General features: G+C 60.2%; 10 protein-coding genes. 4 read left to right on the top strand and 6 right to left on the bottom strand.

Going from position 1 to position 16,822, the window contains the following annotated elements; translation table 11 throughout:
• The first annotated feature begins 91 nt into the window (after positions 1-91).
• Complete coding sequence (locus M8N44_RS00635) at positions 92-1,309, top strand: phosphoglycerate kinase (RefSeq protein WP_102727368.1); 1,218 nt, start codon at positions 92-94, stop codon at positions 1,307-1,309.
• Between the two features lie 260 nt (positions 1,310-1,569).
• On the top strand, positions 1,570-2,535 hold the full coding sequence (locus tag M8N44_RS00640) for a hypothetical protein (RefSeq protein ID WP_102728938.1): 966 nt from the start codon (positions 1,570-1,572) through the stop codon (positions 2,533-2,535).
• A 176-nt stretch (positions 2,536-2,711) separates the two neighbouring features.
• On the opposite strand, the gene M8N44_RS00645 is transcribed toward M8N44_RS00640, so the two are convergent.
• Entirely contained in the window at positions 2,712-4,613 is a 1,902-nt protein-coding gene (locus M8N44_RS00645) for a glycoside hydrolase family 97 protein (protein ID WP_180975252.1), read from the bottom strand.
• Between the two features lie 414 nt (positions 4,614-5,027).
• Here M8N44_RS00645 and M8N44_RS00650 point away from each other — a divergent pair, with 414 nt between their 5' ends.
• Positions 5,028-7,574, top strand: coding sequence for a protein kinase domain-containing protein (locus M8N44_RS00650; protein ID WP_180976228.1), 2,547 nt, complete (start codon positions 5,028-5,030; stop codon positions 7,572-7,574).
• A 142-nt stretch (positions 7,575-7,716) separates the two neighbouring features.
• Here M8N44_RS00650 and mfd read toward each other — a convergent pair whose 3' ends face one another.
• From mfd to M8N44_RS00675, 5 genes are all read right to left on the bottom strand, one after another.
• Positions 7,717-10,893, bottom strand: coding sequence for a transcription-repair coupling factor (gene mfd, locus M8N44_RS00655; RefSeq protein WP_180975250.1), 3,177 nt, complete (start codon positions 10,891-10,893; stop codon positions 7,717-7,719).
• A 124-nt stretch (positions 10,894-11,017) separates the two neighbouring features.
• A complete protein-coding gene (locus M8N44_RS00660; protein ID WP_022396224.1) occupies positions 11,018-12,202 on the bottom strand; it encodes an SHD1 domain-containing protein in 1,185 nt (394 codons plus the stop codon).
• A 35-nt stretch (positions 12,203-12,237) separates the two neighbouring features.
• Positions 12,238-14,031 carry an MFS transporter gene (locus M8N44_RS00665; protein WP_343207012.1) on the bottom strand — a complete coding sequence of 598 codons (1,794 nt, stop codon included), beginning with the start codon at positions 14,029-14,031 and terminating at the stop codon, positions 12,238-12,240.
• Complete coding sequence (locus M8N44_RS00670; protein ID WP_249852977.1) at positions 14,028-14,789, bottom strand: hypothetical protein; 762 nt, start codon at positions 14,787-14,789, stop codon at positions 14,028-14,030. The genes M8N44_RS00665 and M8N44_RS00670 overlap by 4 nt, the downstream gene beginning before the upstream one ends.
• 35 nt (positions 14,790-14,824) lie before the next feature.
• Positions 14,825-15,808, bottom strand: a complete 984-nt coding sequence (locus M8N44_RS00675) for a hypothetical protein (RefSeq protein ID WP_146017765.1) — start codon at positions 15,806-15,808, stop codon at positions 14,825-14,827.
• A gap of 130 nt (positions 15,809-15,938) precedes the next feature.
• Here M8N44_RS00675 and M8N44_RS00680 point away from each other — a divergent pair, with 130 nt between their 5' ends.
• Complete coding sequence (locus tag M8N44_RS00680; protein WP_146021182.1) at positions 15,939-16,793, top strand: AAA family ATPase; 855 nt, start codon at positions 15,939-15,941, stop codon at positions 16,791-16,793.
• Positions 16,794-16,822 lie beyond the last annotated feature (29 nt).

A 16,822-nucleotide genomic window follows, 5' to 3' on the forward strand; every position in this document is an offset into this window, starting at 1 on the left:
ACCGGGTTTGTCCAGGCGGCCGGGGATTTATCCGGGAGGGCAGAAATGCCCTCCCTTTTTTATTCCATTGAACCAAACAATATAAACCGATATGGCTAAACTTACTGTACGTGACCTTGATGCCAAGGGAAAGGAAGTCCTGATGCGCGTGGATTTCAACGTCCCCCTCAAGGATGGGGAAATTACCAATGACGCCCGCATCGTGGCCGCCCTCCCCACCATCAAGTTCCTGCTGGACCAGGGCGCCCGCCTTGTCCTCACCTCCCATCTGGGCCGTCCCAAGAACGAACCCGATCCCGCTTTTTCCCTGAAGCCCGTTGCCGCCCGCCTTTCCGAACTGCTCGGCAAGGAAGTGAAATTCGTTCCCGCCGCCATCGGCCCGGAAGCGGAAGCCGCCCGCGCCGCCATGAAGGACGGCGACGTGGTCCTGCTGGAAAACGTCCGCTTCTATCCCGGTGAAAAGAAGAACGATCCGGAATTTGCCAAGGCTCTTCTGGGCAATGCCACGCTGTTCGTGAACGACGCGTTCGGCACCGCCCACCGCGCCCACGCTTCCACGGAAGGGGTGACGCATTTTGCGGAAAAGAGCGCCATGGGCTTCCTGATCGAACGCGAACTGGAATACCTGGAAGGCAAGCTGGAAAACCCGGAAAAGCCCTTCGTGGTAATCATGGGCGGCGCCAAGGTGTCCGACAAGATTGAAGTGCTTTCCAAGCTGATGGAAAAGGCTGATACGTTCCTGATCGGGGGCGCCATGGCCAACACGTTCCTGGCGGCTGAAGGGTATGACCTGGGCGCTTCCAAGATTGAAGGCGACAAGCTGGATCTGGCCCGTGAAATCCTGGCGGAAGCCAAGGCCAAGGGCGTGAAATTCCTGCTTCCTGCGGACGTGCGCGTAGCCATGAAGTTTGAAGACGGCGCTGAAACCTTCTGCACGGCTCCCTTCGCGGAAGGCGGCAAGGTGCCGGAAGGCGGCATGGCCATCGACATCGGCGACAAGGCTATTGAAGAATTCTCCGCCATCATCAAGGACGCCAAGACCGTTCTGTGGAACGGCCCGATGGGCGTGTTTGAAATGGACTGCTTTGCCAAGGGCACCAAGGAAATTGCGGAAGCCCTGGCGGATTCCTCCGCCATCTCCATCGTGGGCGGCGGCGATTCCGTGACGGCGGCCAAGAAGTTCAAGGTCCAGGACAAGCTTTCCTTCTGCTCTACGGGCGGCGGCGCTTCCCTGGAACTGCTGGAAGGCAAGGTGCTTCCCGGCGTGGGAGCCCTGACCGACAAGTGCGGCTGCTGCTGCCAGAAGTAACCGTTCACGGCCGGCGGATCGCTTTCCGCATGGTGCCTTGAATGAACCTTTTCATTCCCCGTGCCCGTCTCCGGGTGCGGGGATTTTTTTGCTCCCTGCTGACGCGGCGGAAACTGCGGAAGTTTGCCGGCTCCCGCGGTTTAAGGAAAACCCGTTCGTGCTCCGGTGGCTGCCGGTTCCGGAGAGGGGGATGCAGGGAAAGGCGGCACAGTCCTTTTTTGGGCTTGCTCTGCGTGTGGCCCGCGCTAGGCTGGACATGTATGAAAATGCTGCGCAGCTTCCTGGCCGTGTTCCTGTTGTGCTCTCCCGCGCTTGCGGCGGACGCCTCCGTTGCGGGGAAGAAGGAGCATGGGGGGTATCCGGCCCGGTACATGCTTCTGGAATCCTCGTCCCGCAACAGCCAGAGCCTGTCTACGCCCGTGGCCGCGTATGTGAATGACGAAGGCGCGGAAGTGGCGCTTATCGGGGCCATTCATGTGGCGGAGGCTGATTATTATGCCTGGCTGAACAAGCTGTTCGGCAGTTATGACGTGCTGCTGTTTGAAATGATCGGCGGGGAGGGGCTCCGGAGGGAGGAGGAGCTCCGCCGTAAAATAGACCGCAATAAGCCTATGGGAGGGCTGACGCTGGAGGAGGCGCGGGAATGGAACCGGATGGTGGAGTGGAGGAAGAGAGCCGCCCTTGAGGAAAAGTCTTTTTTGCTGGGGCTGCTGGGAAGCGCGTACCGGGAATTGAGCGCCGCGCTGGGCCTTCAAACCCAGCATCAGGGCATTGATTATTCCGCGCCCCATTTTATCCATGCGGACATGACGCTGGCGGAATTCCGGCAGGCGCAGGCCAGTAAGGGAGAAAACTTCGCCAGCCTGATGCTTAAATCCATGCTGTCCTCCCTGGTGGAGAAGCCCGGGGCGTACCAGCCGAATGAATTCGGCATGATGGTGGATTTGCTTGCCGGGAACAAGGCGGGGCTGAAGAATGAACTGATGCGCATTTTTGCCCATGCTCCGAATGATTTGGAGGATACCGTGATTCTGGAAGGCCGGAATTCCAAGTGCATGGAAGTATTTGACCAATGGCGCGGCAAGGGCGTTCGCAGGATAGGCATTTTTTATGGCGCGGCCCATCTTCCCGGCCTGCACGGAGCTCTTCTGGAACGCGGCTACCGCCTCCGGGACGTGCAGTGGCTCCCGGCGTGGAGCACCATGGAGAAGGCTGGCCAGGACTGACCCTTTTGCCGTCTTTTCCGGTCTTTCCGCGGGTAATGAAGTTGGTGACTGCCGGAGGCCGTAAATGATGGGAATTCTCCCTTTCCGGAAAGGCCGCTTCAAATGGAAAGGGAGAAGAGGAAAATAGCCTCTTCCCCTTTCCTGATGAACTCCCGTTGAGCAGACGGAAGGGAACGCTACTTTCCGGCGGGGACCAGGCGGGCAATGCCGCCGCCCTTGACGCGCATGGTGAAGGAAAGGGTGCTCCCGGAATGGAGTTCCCGGTTTTCCACCTTCCAGCCGTCGTTCTTTTCCGGCAGGTCGCGGAGGATGGTGGCCCGGTACGCGGTGTTCCTGTTCAGGAAGTCCAGGGGAATGGAAACGGTGCGTTCCCGTCCGTCCCCGTTCATCAGGGCAATGTACCACTGGTCCCCGGAACGCCGGGCAAAGGCGGCGCATTCCCCGATGGCGGACGGCGGCAGGACGATGGTCTCATCCCATACGGAGGGAATGTTCCGGACGGCTTCCCGTTCCGGGGAGCCTTTCGGGAAGGCGGCTTCCATGTCTGCGGGGTTGGATACCCAGTGGAGGACTGGGGACGTATAAATGATATTGGCCGCCATCTGGAGGGGCCAGGAAGAGCCGCGCAGCTTGGGCCCGTGGCCGAAGTAGCCGCCAGTGAAATCGGCGTGGCCGGAGACCAGCCGGGTGAAGGGCAGTGCGCAGTAGTGCCGTCCGCCGATGGCGGCCCAGATGTTCTGTTCCCCGCCGTAGATGCCTTCCCGGCTCATTTCATGCGGCCAGGAGCGTTCTTCCCCCGTGGGGGTATTGGCGCCGTGAAAGTTGACCATGAGCTTGTTTTTAGCCAGGTTTTCCGCGACGGCGTCATAAAAGGCCAGGCGTTCCCGGGAGGCGGAATCCATGAAATCTATCTTGATTCCCTTGATGCCCGTTTTGGCAAGGCTGCTGAAAAAGCTGCGCATGCTTTCCCAGTCGTTGGCGGGGTTGTTGACGTCTGACCAGCGCACCCATACCCAGATGCCTACTTGTTTGCCGGCGGCGTAGCTGGCCAGTTGAGCCACCTTGTCCATGCTTTCCGGCACGGTTTTGCCCCATTTCTTCCATCCTTCGTCAACGAGGTGGTATTCCCAGCCGAATTCGGAGGCCATGTCGACAAAGGCGTACTGGTCCTCTTCACGGACGTTTCCGCGGTCCCACCAGGTCCAGGTGGAGCGGCCCGGCTTGATCCAGGGCGTTTTGGCTCCTTCCGGAAAAAGGTTCTTGTCCGGTTCCGGAGCCAGGGAAGGGATGACGTCGTTCCGGACCAGGCCGTTGAGGTCGTCGTTCACCAGGATGACCCGCCAGGGCATCTCTGCGGAAGAGGGGGCGGAAAAGCCTTCCGGGTCCTGGAAATATACCGTCCTGCATGCGCCGTCCTGAAGGGAGAATTTAATGCCGCTCCACTGCCTGTTGAAATTGGCGGCTTCCTGGATGAGGGCGAAGCCTCCGCCCGGCAGTTCCGCCGCAACCGGCATGGTGCGGACATGGCTGCGGGGATTGCCGGGGTCTTTCTTGAAATCGGCTATTCTGGAAGGAGACCAGACTCCCTCGCAGGGACCCAGTGCGGAAGCGGCGTCCTGGGTCCACAGGACGGCTTTTTCCGGGAAGGCGAACGACGTTTTTTCTTCCCCGATGTTCAGCACGGGCGCTTTCTGCACGTCTTCCGTCCACTCGTAGCGGAAGGCGACTCCGTTGTTGAAAACGCGGGCGCGGAGGCGGAGGCCGGAATTATCCCCGGAAACCACGTATTCGTTGAAATGGACGGAAGCGGAGGGGTATTTGCCGCGCGTTTCAAAGGTGTCGTGGACGTTGTCCTTCACTTTTTTCACGCTCCATCCCGTAATGCCTCCGGCAAGGTCCTTGCCGTTCACCACGATGCCCAGGCCGGAGGGCTCCAGAACCGTCCTGTTTCCCTTTTTCAGGGAATGGGCGGCCCGGTTATCCGCGTGGAGCATCCAGGACAGACGGCCGTCCGGGGATTGCAGAGAGGCATGCAATTCTCCCGCCTGTCCGGAACCGGGCAGGAGGCATCCTGCCATATTGCTGAAAATAATGAGAGATTTTACAATCATATCTTTGTCAGAATACGTCCATCTTGGCCCGTTTATTGCAAAAGTATGTTTTGGAAGGGCGGCAGCCAGCGCATCTACTTTCCGGAATGGGGGAAAAGGCCCTCCCTGCGTGAAGGCCGGGTGGTTCTCCGTTAAATCCGTGGAAGCCGTGAGCTGTTCATGAAGATGAAAAATGGCGGATGTCTTGTTTCCCGTGCAAGAGGTTATGGAGAAATAACCGACCCGGTGAGCGGCAAAAGAATAATCTTTACAAATTAGGTGGAAAAGATAAAAGTAATTTCCTGATCAGATATTAGGATGGAGAGTTGCGGCTCAAATAGTGTTCCCGATTTTCACCATGCGGCAGTTCCGGGAAAAGATGCTCATTTGAATAATGTTTCCGTGCATGGATCCAAATTGACACCTCCCTCTTCCTGGAACGAGTTTTCCGTTTATTCCAAAGAACTCCCGGACGGAGCGACGTTGGAGCATTATAAAATATTGAAGGTGCTGGGAAGCGGCGGATTCGGCATTACCTATCTGGTCCGGGACTTGATGCTGAAGAGGAAAGTGGTTTTAAAAGAGAATTTTCCTTCTTCCTATGCTTACAGAGATCCGTTTACGGGGCGCGTGGTTCCCAATAATGAGCATGACGCCGAGTATTTCAAGTGGACCCTTTCCAACTTTTTGAATGAAGCCCGCATTCTTGCGAGGCTGGATTCTCCAGGTATTGTCCGGGTTCTTTCCGTTTTTGAGTGCAACGGCACGGCTTATTTTTCCATGGATTATGTTCAGGGGCTTCCTCTGGATTACCTGGGAGAACAGCAGCTGCTTGCCGGAAACTGTTATTCGGAAGCCAAGTTGAAGGGATTGCTGATGCACATCCTCCAGATTTTGGATTACCTTCATAAAAAAGGCATCTGCCACAGGGACATCAAACCGGGAAATATATTGCTTACACAGGAGGGAACTCCCGTTTTCGTGGATTTCGGCGCGTCGCGCCACATGGAGAGCACCCATACCCAGACTGTCCTGACGACTCATGGCTTTTCTTCTCCGGAACAGGCTCTCGGCAGGAAAAACACGGGACCTTGGAGCGACATTTATTCCCTGGGCGCTACGTTCTATTCCCTGCTGAAGGGGGGTGCGCCCCCCAGAGGAGAGGAGCGGCTGATCCACGATACCATACAGCCTTTGGCATTGTCCGCGCCCTTGTCCTCCCATTATTCGAAAAATTTTCTCAGGACCATAGACAAGGCCCTTTCTCCTCGGGTGGAAGATCGTTATAACTCCGCGGAAGAGTGGATGAAGGATCTGGGAGTGGAAGGAGGGGCGCTCTCAACCATTAAGTTCTCCAGTGAGGAGTTCAAGTCCGCCCGTAAGCGTTTTTTCAATCTGTTTGCCTTGTCCTCTTCCCGCATCATGTCGGAAGGGCACGAAAAGTGGGGGGCCGGATGGAGGAAGGTGCTGGGGCTCTTCGTTGTTGTGGGCGTGATTGGCGCAACCCTCGGCTATTTTGTTTATGACTGGGGAGGCGGCCCGGAGGAGGACGATGCTTTAGGGCTTCGCTTTCCCAGTGTAATGTCCACCCCCATTCCCCAGATTATTTCAGAATCCAGGGGCGTTTCCTTGCTGAGTCCCGTGGAACGTTTTGACGTCAGGCTGGATAGTCCGTCTTTGTCGCGCCATGCTCTTCCATCCCTGCTTCCCGACCGCTTTTCCTTGGCGTGTGTCCATTTGAGGGTGCTTCAGGAAGACAAGATGTGCCCGCTCCTGTATTTGACCATACGTGATGAGGAGGGAAAGCTGGTTTCCCGGTCTCTCAACGGCTTTTCCTTCACCTTGATCGAGAGTCCTGTGCTCACCGGGTTCCGCTTTGTGGATCTTCCGGCGCTGAATGTGGATGCGCCTTACAGGTTCAGTTTTGAAACCAAGGATAATGTTCCTCATCCGTTGAAGGTTGTTTCTTCCCAGGTTACGACGCTGGAAAGCGGGAAAACCGTGAGGCCCCATTTTAAATTCATTTGCGCGATGGATGACCCCGCGGTGAGAGATTCGCTGAACAGGCCGGAAAACGGCAGGATCCGGGAAATGCTCATCGCCTCCCGGAAAAGGAACCGTACGGAAATTGATTCCATCGTGCTGACGGAACAGGAGAAGGCGCAGGTGCGGAAGTTCGCCAAGGCGGGGTATCCCGCCGCCCAGTATAAAATAGCCCGTCTCATCTTTGAACGGGATGGGAGATACGGAGAGGAAGGAGGCGCCTGGCTTTATAAGGCGGCCATGGGGGGCTTTATTGTGGCGCAGAGGGATCTGGCGTTTCTTCTTGTGGGGGGCAAGGAATTTTTCCCGGATATGCTTCAGTGCCCGGTCAGCCTGTCCCAGAACTATTCTCAGGCGGTTGATTTCCTTCTGATGTCCTTTGCCGCGCAGGATCCTTCCGTGCTGTATATGCTGGGTGTCTTGTATTCCCAGGGGTGGGGGGTGGAATATTCCGCGGAGATGGTCGCGCGCCTGTCCAGGCTGTTGGCCGGTTCCGGTTACGACCTGTCGCGGCTTACCTTGTCGTCCCCCATTTTATCCCATTGGGAGCTTCTGGGGCAGAAGGAGGAAACCTATACGAGGATGCGCTGCTCCATTCCCGGCAGGAAGATGAGCCAATTTTCAGGACTGCGGCTGGTACGGACCTCCGTGGAAGGGGGAAGTATCCTTATTGACAAGGTGATTCTGTTGCGGAACGGGCAGGAGGTCATGTCCCGTTCTTTCCGTACGGCCCTTACCCGGGAGTCTCCCGTCCTGGAGGTCTCCATAAACATGGAGGATTACGCAAAGGAAATGGACAGTTCCGAATGGTCGATAGAGGTCATCATGGCTCCGGCCAATACGTCCGGCATCATGGAAATGATGAGGAAGAAGGAGTTTTCCGGCGCGGAAGAGCTGCGAATTTGATGGAAGGATTTTACCACGGGAAAGGAGAGAACGCGGCATGCGGTTTCCGTCCGTTATCGGAAGCCGTTCGGGGCGGAAGGCCCCGGCGCCGGGGCTTTCCTGTTTCCGCTGGATGGCCCGGCCGGGAAGGCTGTGGCGCGGTTTAGATGTTCTTCAGCATTTCCAGCGCTTCCCGTAGCTTGTCTGCGGGAGAGACGCCTGCCAGCCGCGGAAATTTGTTGGACAGCAGGATAAAATCCCCGTTCCTGGTGAGCATCAGGCGCTGTCCGCTGATTTCCACCATGGAGATGTTTGCTTTGGAGGCCAGTATCTTGATTTTGTGGGAATCCAGCAGGTGATGCACCGTTTCCGGTGCAGGGCCGAAGCGGTCTTCCCACGCGCGGAGCAGGGCGTCCGCCTCCTTCAGGGTGCGGACTGCCGCCAGGTCCTTGTACGCCGAAATGCGCAGGGCTGCGTCGCTGATGTAATCCCGGGGCAGGAAGGCGCCCAGATAATCCTTGCGGGATTTGGCGGCGAACTGCGTCTCGCTGTTCACGATGAAATCCGTTCTCAGGGCTGCGTCCGGCCGGGGGGCCGTGTACCTGCCCTGCATGTGGGCGATGGACTGCTGGAGAAGCTGGCAGTACAGGTCAAAGCCGATGGCGGCAATATGGCCGCTCTGCTGGGTGCCCAGCAGGTTGCCCGCGCCGCGTATTTCCAGGTCCCTCATGGCTATCTTGAAGCCGGAACCCAGCTCCGTGTACTGCTTGATGGCGGAGACGCGCTTGCGGGCGTCTCCCGTGGTGGCGGCGGACCTGGGGAGCATGAGGTAGGCGTAGGCCCGGTGCCCCGCGCGGCCCACGCGGCCGCGGAGCTGGTAGAGGTCCGCCAGGCCGAAGCGGTCCGCGCGGTCAATGATGATGGTGTTGGCGTTCGGGATGTCGATGCCGGATTCGATGATGGTGGTTGCCAGCAGGATGTCTGCCTTCCCCTGCACGAAGGTGCGCATGACCTTCTCCAGCTCGTCCTTGGGCATCTGTCCGTGGCCGATGACGATGCGGGCCTTGGGCACCAGGGCCTGGATGCGGTCCCGGAACAGTTCGATGGTTTTGACGCGGTTGTGCAGCAGGAAAATCTGGCCGCCGCGTTCCAGTTCGCGCTCCATGGCCTTCTTCATGATGCGTTCGTCATAGGGGCATACGCTCGTCTGCACGGGCTGCCGGTTGACGGGCGGCGTTTCAATGGAGCTCATGTCCCTCGCTCCCATCAGCGCAATGTACAGGGTGCGGGGAATGGGCGTGGCGGACAGCGTGAGCACGTCGATGCCCTTGAAGCGTTCCTTGAATTTCTCCTTGTGCCTGACGCCGAAGCGCTGTTCCTCGTCAATCACCACGAGGCCCAGGTTTTTAATGGACACGTCCTCGGAGATGAGGCGATGCGTGCCGATGACGATGTCCACGGCCCCGGACTTAAGCCCTTCCAGCGTGGAGCGGACGTCCGCCGCGCTGCTGAAGCGGCTGAGCATTTCAATCCGCACGGGGTATTCGCTCATGCGCTCCTTGAAGGTGCGGAAGTGCTGTTCCGCAAGCACGGTGGTGGGCACCAGCACGGCCACCTGGCGGCCTCCCGTCACGCATTTGAAGGCGGCGCGGATGGCCACCTCCGTCTTGCCGAAGCCCACGTCCCCGCAGATCAGGCGGTCCATGGGGCGGGTGGCTTCCATGTCCGCCTTCGTCTGGGCGATGGCGCGGAGCTGGTCCTGGGTCTCCCGGAAGGGGAAGGAGCTTTCAAACTCCCACATCCATTTGCTGTCCGGAGGGTGGCTGTAGCCCTTTCCGGTCTGGCGTTCCGCCTGCACGTTGAGGAGCTGGGCGGCGTAGTCCGCCACGGAGCGTTCCGCGGACTTTTTGGCGCGCTGCCATTTGGAATCCCCCAGCTTGTTGAGTTCCGGCGTCTTGCTGCCCAGCCCTATGTACCGTGAAACCAGGTGCGCCTGGCTGAGGGGGACGTGCAGGATCGTATTGTCCCGGTAAAGGATGTTCATTTCCTCGTCTCCGGAGTCCGGAGAGGTGGAAATGTTGATGAATTTGCCGATGCCGTAGCTGGTATGCACCACCAGGTCTCCGGGGTTGATGTCCTTCAGGGAGGCCTGCGCGCGGGCCTTGCGCGCCTTGTCCTCCCGGCTGGCGCGGCGGCGCGCCGTGGCGGACTGGTACCTGCCGAACAGCTCCGAGGAGGAGAGAACGGCCGTTTTTGCCCCCGGAATGCTGAAGCCGCCGGGCAGGTCCCCGCGCAGGGCGGTGATGGACAGCAGCGCGGGCGTTCCGGCGCAGATGTCCCGGAAGCGCTCTTCCTCCCCTTCGTTGGGAAAAAACATGCTGACGTTCCATTTCCGGTCCAGCCATTCTCGGATCTGGCGTTCCGCCAGCTCCCGCCGCATCTCCTGCATCACGAAGTCCCCGGCGTCAAAGCTGCCCAGGGGATTGTCATGGATGGCCAGGGAGAAGTCCTCCTCCCCCTCCGCGTTCTTCGGCGGTGCGGTGAGGATGCACACGTTCCCCCGTTCCTTGCAGAAGGGGGCCGTAATGACCAGGTCGCCCGGCTTGATCCAGGCCCGCAGGGTTTCCACGCCTGCCGCTTCCGTCAGGACGAGGTTGACGTGCTCCGTCTTCCGGAAGGAAATCTGGGAGTCCACGTCAAATTCCCGGATGGATTCAATCTCGTCGTCAAAAAACTCCAGGCGTACGGGATGGGAGGACTGGAGCGGGAAAACGTCCAGAATGCCGCCGCGGCGGGACCACTGCCCGCGGGAAATGACCTGAGGAACGCCCTCGAACCCCGCCTCCTCAAACAGCCGTATCAAATCGTCAGGGGCGTGCGTTTCTCCCGTTTTCAGGGTCATTCCCTGGTTCTGCATGCCGTCGGGGGAGGGAACCTCGTCATTCAGGCTGCCTTCCGTCAGAACGACGGTTTGCCTGCCCACATGGCCGGAAGCGATGCGGTGAAGGACGTTCAGCCGTTCCGCGGCAAGCTCCGGGTCTCCCACTTCCTCCCCCAGGGCCACCTCTTTTTCCGGGACGAAGAGGATGTTGCGCACTCCCCATGTTTCCAGTTGCGCGGCAAGGGATTCCTGCGCGCGCAGATGGGGCGCGATCACCCAGGCCCGGGCGGTGTCCGGAATGGTCCTGATGCACAGGGCCGCCACGAACGGAACCCCGGGCAGGGAGGTATGGTCGAAAACCGCCTGTTCCTCCGTGCCCAGTTTCGCGAGTTCCCGGTGAAAGGGTGCGGTGCGGGCCACCCTGTCCATCAGGGCGGTTATGGAAGCGTCTTCTGCCATGCGTGTCTGATAGCCCCTGCTGGTGGAAAGTGTGCCGCCTTTCCCTGCCATGTCAACGGTTTTTCAGGGCACAGACTGTCCTCCGGCCATTGACGGAAGCGTCTTTCCGCATGCGCGGCGCGGGTCAGGAGGAGGAGCGGAAGCGGATTTTAACGCCGGCCTTGCGCCATTTCTGTTCAATCTCCTTGGCCAGCTCCTCATAGCTCCGGCCATCAAGGAGGAGCTTTTGCGCTTCTTTTTCACTGCTGCCGGACTGGATGGCCTTCATGTAGTTCTTCACGCGCTGGGCGTCCCCCTTGCCGTCCATGTGGTAGAAATAGTAGGCCATCAGAGCGGCCAGGCCGTAATTCAGGTTGGCGTTCTCTCCCGTGAACTGGGAATAGGGCATGTTCATGTAGGACTCCAGGCTGGGCGCCTCAAAGTCGTCCCCCAGGGCGCGGCCCCCCGTATTTTTCTTGCCGTATTCCGTCACGCGGGAGACAATGTGGGAACGGTTGGCCCCGAAGTTGAAGCGGCCTCCGGAATACGGGGTCATCCCCATGTATTCCGCGGAGCCTTCACAGAACCAGCTTGCCTGCTTGGCCTCCGGGGACATGAGCTGGTGCGTCAGTTCATGGATGAGGGTGGAGGAATCCTTGTCGCGGTCAATGATGTACGTGCTCCCCATGGTCTTGACGCCCAGGGAATCAAACGGGACCAGGATTTTGCCGCGGTCTCCGCTGCGCGTCGTCCCCAGGAAAATGCCTGCCGTGCCTTCACGGCCTCCGTTTTCCAGGTACGTGCTGAACTTTTCGTACAGGTAGGCGGGGAATTTGGCGGAATCGTCGTGAGGGGGGATGTTGCCGATGGGAAGCGTTTTGTTCGCCAGGTGGGTGGCCTCGAAGAGAAGGCCCAGGCGCTTGATCATGCCGGCGCCCAGCTTGGCGTCGCAGATGAAGCGGAAATGGGGCGTTTCATAAATATACTCCCCTTGTTCCTCCTTGATGGTTTCCACCTTGAAATTGTCCTGGCATTTGACGGTCCTGGGCCATGGCAGGTGGTAATTGTCCGCGGGATTGGAGGAGGCAGCCCCTCCCTTTCCCCGGGCCGCGATGAAATCCCTGTCTTCCCGGGAAAGCTGGGCGAGGGGGATGGAGACGGTTTGGCCGCCAGAGCGTTTCAGCACGGCTTTCTGGCCGTCCAGCCTGACGAACTCGGCTTCCAGGCTTTTCCCCTGGACGCTGGTCCAGGTGCGCCCCTGCGCGAGGGGAAGGAAGGAGAGGGAGCACAGGGCTCCCGTCACCAGGTACAGGCATGCGGGATTCTTCATAAGGCTGGGGTTGGGGATATGAAAGAAAGTTGCTGTTAATGTTTGGGACGCGGCAGCATCAGGAGCAGCAGTCCGCAGAGCAGCATCAGGCATCCTGCCGCCGCCAGGGTGGTGGTCAGCGGAACGCCCTGGTCCTTGAACCATCCCCCGAAGAAGGAGATAAGGGCGCCCACGCCCGCGGACGTGAGGTTGAGGAGGCCATAGCCGGTGGCGGAATAACGCTCGTCGATATGGGAGCGTAGCACAGGCATGAGGGTGGCGTCCAGCGATCCCTGCGCCAGCCCCTGCGTGGCGACGAGGCCCAGCATGAGCACGAGGGGAACCGCAATGTCCCAGCCGAAGATGCCGGGCAGCAGCGCCAGGACCACCAGCGGGCCGGATATGGTGAAGGTGATGCCGGGCACCAGGGCGCGGGCGCGGGCGTTGCGCCGGTACCACATGTCCGCCAGAATGGCGCCGCCCAGCACGGCCACGTACTTGGCTACGGAGCTCCACAGGGTGGCGGCGGGGCCTGCCTCCGCGGAGGAAAGCTGGTATTTATCCTGAAGCAGGGTGGGGTACCAGGTGAGCAGGAACCAGTTCCCGGCGCCTGCAAAGGCGACCACGGCCAGCAGCATCCACATGGGGCGGCCGCTCAGCAGGCTGGAAAGCACGGCGCCGGTGGAAAGATTGGACGCGGGTTCCTTGATGGCCCGTTCGTCATTGTCCACATTGATCAGGACCGTTTTTTCCTTGGGTTCGGACGGCTTTTTGGCCTGCGCCGTATCCGCAGGGGCCTTGGCCGGGTCTTTCAGGAACAGGATGAGGACGATGGCATACGCCACGCCGATCAGGCCGAACAGGGCGAACGTCATGCGCCAGCCCGTCCATGAAGCCATGGTGGCCCCGAAGCCGGCCACGGCCATGCCCACGTAAATGCCGCTCATGTGCAGCCCCGTGGCGATGGAGCGCGTGCTGCCCCGGTGGTAGTCCGTAATCAGGGCCAGGGCGGCGGGGATGTAAAAGGCCTCACTGATGCCCATGGCGCCGCGCGCGATGAGCAGGGACGTGTAATCCTCCGCATGGCCGGTCCACCAGGTGACCACGGACCAGACGACGAGGGAGCAGAGAATCATCAGGCGGCGGCTGTAGCGGTCCGCCAGGAAGCCGCCCACCGGGCTGAGCAGGGCGTAAATCAGCAGGAAGACGGAGGTGACCATGCCGAACTGGGCTTCCGTCTGCGGAATGTCCCGGACGATGGGTTCATGCAGCGCGGAAAGGAGCTGGCGGTCAAAATAGTTCAGCATGACCACGAACCACAGGACGATGACGGCCACCCAGGCCCACAGGCCCGGCCTGGTGTTCGGGTCCGTGACGGCGGAAACATTTTTAACGCCGTTGCGCACGGCGGAAACGATGATGATCGCCATGACGATGACGGTCAGGATGAGAACGGCGTAATCAACCGTGCTCATTTCAAAATGGTACCCTGCGGAGGCGGAGGCGTTCACGGGGGTCCGGACGCCCGGGGCGGTTTCCCCGCTGATGGTCATGATCTCGGAACCCTTCACGACGGCGGGCGCGGTGGCGATGCCGACGGGCCACTCCCCCTGGTGCGTCCATTTGTTTCCGATGACGTCATAAACCAGGATGTCGCGGGACTGCACCACGGGCTTGGACGGGTCCGGCGCGTTGCCGCGCTTGTCCCCGCCGATGAGGATGATGGAATTTTCACGTACCGGGGCGGGGCCTGCGGCGGCGGCTACGGGCGTTCCCGGTCCAGCAGGCTGCTGTTTGCCCGCGGCTCCCCATTCGGCGGGATCGTTGGACGTCATGTCGTAGCCGATCATGTCGGAAAGGTACGTTCTGGCGGTTTCTCCGGCGGCATCCCTGGACAGGGTGCAGCCGCCTGCGATGAACAGGGTGCTGTCACAGACGGCGGCGGTGGAGAGGATGCGGCCCGCACCGGGAAGGGCGGGAGGGACGCCCATTTCATTTTGGCCGTATCCGGAGTGGTGTCCAGCATGTAGATGGTATTGAGGGCGGCTTCCGGCTGGTCGCTGTCCCGTCCGCCGATGACGAACAGCTTGTTTCCGTGAGCGGCGAAGGCGGCTTCCGTAACGGGGACGGGAAGGGGAGGAAGCTTTTCCACGGAGCCGTCCGCCTTGATCAGCAGGGCGTCTTTCAGGATGCCTTCCGCATTATGGCCTCCGGCTACCGCCAGCCCCTTGCCTACGCTTGCAAAAGCCGCGTAACCCAGCGGAACGGGCAGCGTCCCCACCTTGCTCCATTGGCCGTTGCGGAGTTTGAAAATATCCTGGTGGTACGCCTTAGGCCCGCGTTCTTCCGGCGTTGAGGCTCCCGGAGCGGCCTGGGGGAAATTGGCGCCGCCTGCGGCGATGATGGACTGGGTGCCGTCACTTTCCGTAACGGTTCCAGCCGCCATTCCAGCGCGGCCCGCCGGGTCCGGCAGGTCGGGAATGGCTCCGGCCGGGTGTACATCCACGGAAAAAGAGGCGTTGGCAGCGGGGGCCGCCATCAGCAGCAGGGCGGCGAAAGCGGAGCCGCATGCCCTGGAAAACCGGGTAAGGTGACGTGAAATGTGCATATGCTGGAAGATAGGGATGGGATGTGGGTGAAAAATCAGGAAAGGGTGATGCTCCACACTTCAGGGGAGCGCCTGCCGGGTTTAAGTTCTCCGTTCACGGCTGCAAAACGGCCCTGCCACGCGCAGCACGGAAGGACCGCCCTGGGCGCCGCGATGGGCCCTGCGTCGTGCCATTCCATGGCGGCTGTATCCAGGCACAGGGACTGGTTGTTGAAGCCGGGGTTGGTCTGCGGGGTATACTTCTTTCCGGAGCCGTCGTCCCCGCCCAGCAAATAAATCACGCCGTTCCGGGAAACCGGGGCCGGGGTGGGGGCCGCGGCGATGGCGTAAGGCATCTCCGGCAGGCGCGTCCATCCGCGTTCCGGCGTGAAGCTCCAGGCTTCCGTCAGCAATTCCCGGGCCTGTTTGCCGTCCTCCTCCCGGAGGCCGATGCCGCCGAGCACGTAAAGGACGCCGTCCGCCGCGGCCATCTGGTGCAGGAAGCGTCCGCGGCCCGGCAGCGGGTCCAGCTCCTGCCAGCCCTGTTCCGGCCCGCGTGCGTCCAGCATGAAAACCCGGTTGGTGCAGTCCTGCTCCCCGGGGCGCTCACAGCCTCCCGTAAGATAAACCTTGCCGTCCAGAACGGCGGCGGCCGTGTAAGCCAGGGCTATGGGAAGGGGAGGGAAGGGAGTCACAGTGACGGCTCCGTCCGCAGTGCTCAGCAGGTAAACGTCCTTCCGGTGGCCTTCCTTGCCGCAGCCGCCGATGCACAGCAGGCCTTCCCTGGTGCTGGCGGAGGCTCCGTACGCGTAAGGCGCAGGGAGCGTTCCTGCCTCCGTCCACCCATTCTCCCCCGGAGACAGCGTGAAAATGCGGTCCGTCCACGTTTTGGCGCCGCCTTCAAGCATGGGTTTGTCCGGGAAATTGGTGCCGCCGGCACAAATCATTGTTTCTCCGCATGTTCCGGCATACATGCCGGCGAAACCTTCCGGATCGGGAAGAGAGGGTAAAGGGGACCAGGATGAAGAATAGAGACTCATAACACGTGTAAATGACTCGCGTGATGCTAGCGAAAACCGGGCCGCGGCGCCAGTATTAACCTCTGGTTCTATTTTTTTTGAATAAATTTCTTTCCCCACGCCTCTTACCAACGTAGAAGAGGAGAATCATATGAAGCCTGGAACCTGTTTTTTGATGTTGTGCGCCCTGCTGCCTGCGGCCCTGGCGGAAAATATGACCCTGCGGTCCGGCAGGGTGCTGGAAGACGCCAGCGTGGTGTCTTCCGGAGACGACTTTGTCAGCGTCCAGTACACGGACGGGGTGGCCAAGGTCTCCTACAAGGAGCTCACGGATGCCCAGCAGAAGGATTACAGGATGACGCCGGAGGACGTGAAAGCCAGGCTGGACCAGCGGCGCCTGGAGGACGCGGCGCGCAGGAAAAAGGCGGAAGAGGCCAGAAAGGCGGCTGATGAAGAAGCCAGGAAAATCAGGGAATCCCTGTCTGAAGCGGAGCGGCATCCCCGTTATCTGGAAGGAGCGGATATCTCCCGCATGTTTCTGCTGCTGGGGGAACTCTCCCAGGTGGAGGCGGAAGTCATGGCCCTGCAATGGAATGCCCTGGAAGCGGACCGCGTGGGACTGCCGGAGGATGCCCGTACCTTCCGTGCGAGGATGGGAACCTATCAGGAACAGGTGAACGCCATCCGTAAAAAAAGGGAGACCGCCGAACAGTACTGGCAGGATTTGGAAAAGAAATACCTGGCTCTGAAGGACGGAACCCAGAAGAAAATTGCGGACTTGAACAAGCAGGTCTCCCAGTTGCAGGGGGAAGTAAGGGAGGTGGCCAGCCAGCCGAGAACGGAGCGCATCATTGTCCCTCCGATTATCAGGACGTGGAACTATCCGCCGCCGCCCGTCATTATCCGGCCTTCCCCCTTGCCGCCAAGGCCCCATCCCGTCCCTCCCCGCCCCGTTCCACCGCGTCCGATGCCTTTGCCTGTGAAGCCTGGCTTGTACGGTGGTTGAAAGTGCGTCCGCGGGTTCCTCCTCTTCTT

The sequence above is a fragment of the Akkermansia massiliensis genome (assembly GCF_023516715.1).
In the GTDB taxonomy this organism is placed as follows: Bacteria; Verrucomicrobiota; Verrucomicrobiia; order Verrucomicrobiales; family Akkermansiaceae; genus Akkermansia; species Akkermansia massiliensis.

Coding starts and splice junctions, on each gene's coding strand:
- M8N44_RS00635 (WP_102727368.1), top strand. CDS start 92: ATGGCTAAACTTACTGTACGTGACCTTGATGCCAAGGGAAAGGAAGTC.
- M8N44_RS00640 (WP_102728938.1), top strand. CDS start 1,570: ATGAAAATGCTGCGCAGCTTCCTGGCCGTGTTCCTGTTGTGCTCTCCC.
- M8N44_RS00645 (WP_180975252.1), bottom strand. CDS start 4,613: ATGGCAGGATGCCTCCTGCCCGGTTCCGGACAGGCGGGAGAATTGCAT.
- mfd (WP_180975250.1), bottom strand. CDS start 10,893: ATGGCAGAAGACGCTTCCATAACCGCCCTGATGGACAGGGTGGCCCGC.
- M8N44_RS00660 (WP_022396224.1), bottom strand. CDS start 12,202: ATGAAGAATCCCGCATGCCTGTACCTGGTGACGGGAGCCCTGTGCTCC.
- M8N44_RS00665 (WP_343207012.1), bottom strand. CDS start 14,031: ATGATCGGCTACGACATGACGTCCAACGATCCCGCCGAATGGGGAGCC.
- M8N44_RS00670 (WP_249852977.1), bottom strand. CDS start 14,789: ATGCACATTTCACGTCACCTTACCCGGTTTTCCAGGGCATGCGGCTCC.
- M8N44_RS00675 (WP_146017765.1), bottom strand. CDS start 15,808: ATGAGTCTCTATTCTTCATCCTGGTCCCCTTTACCCTCTCTTCCCGAT.
- M8N44_RS00680 (WP_146021182.1), top strand. CDS start 15,939: ATGAAGCCTGGAACCTGTTTTTTGATGTTGTGCGCCCTGCTGCCTGCG.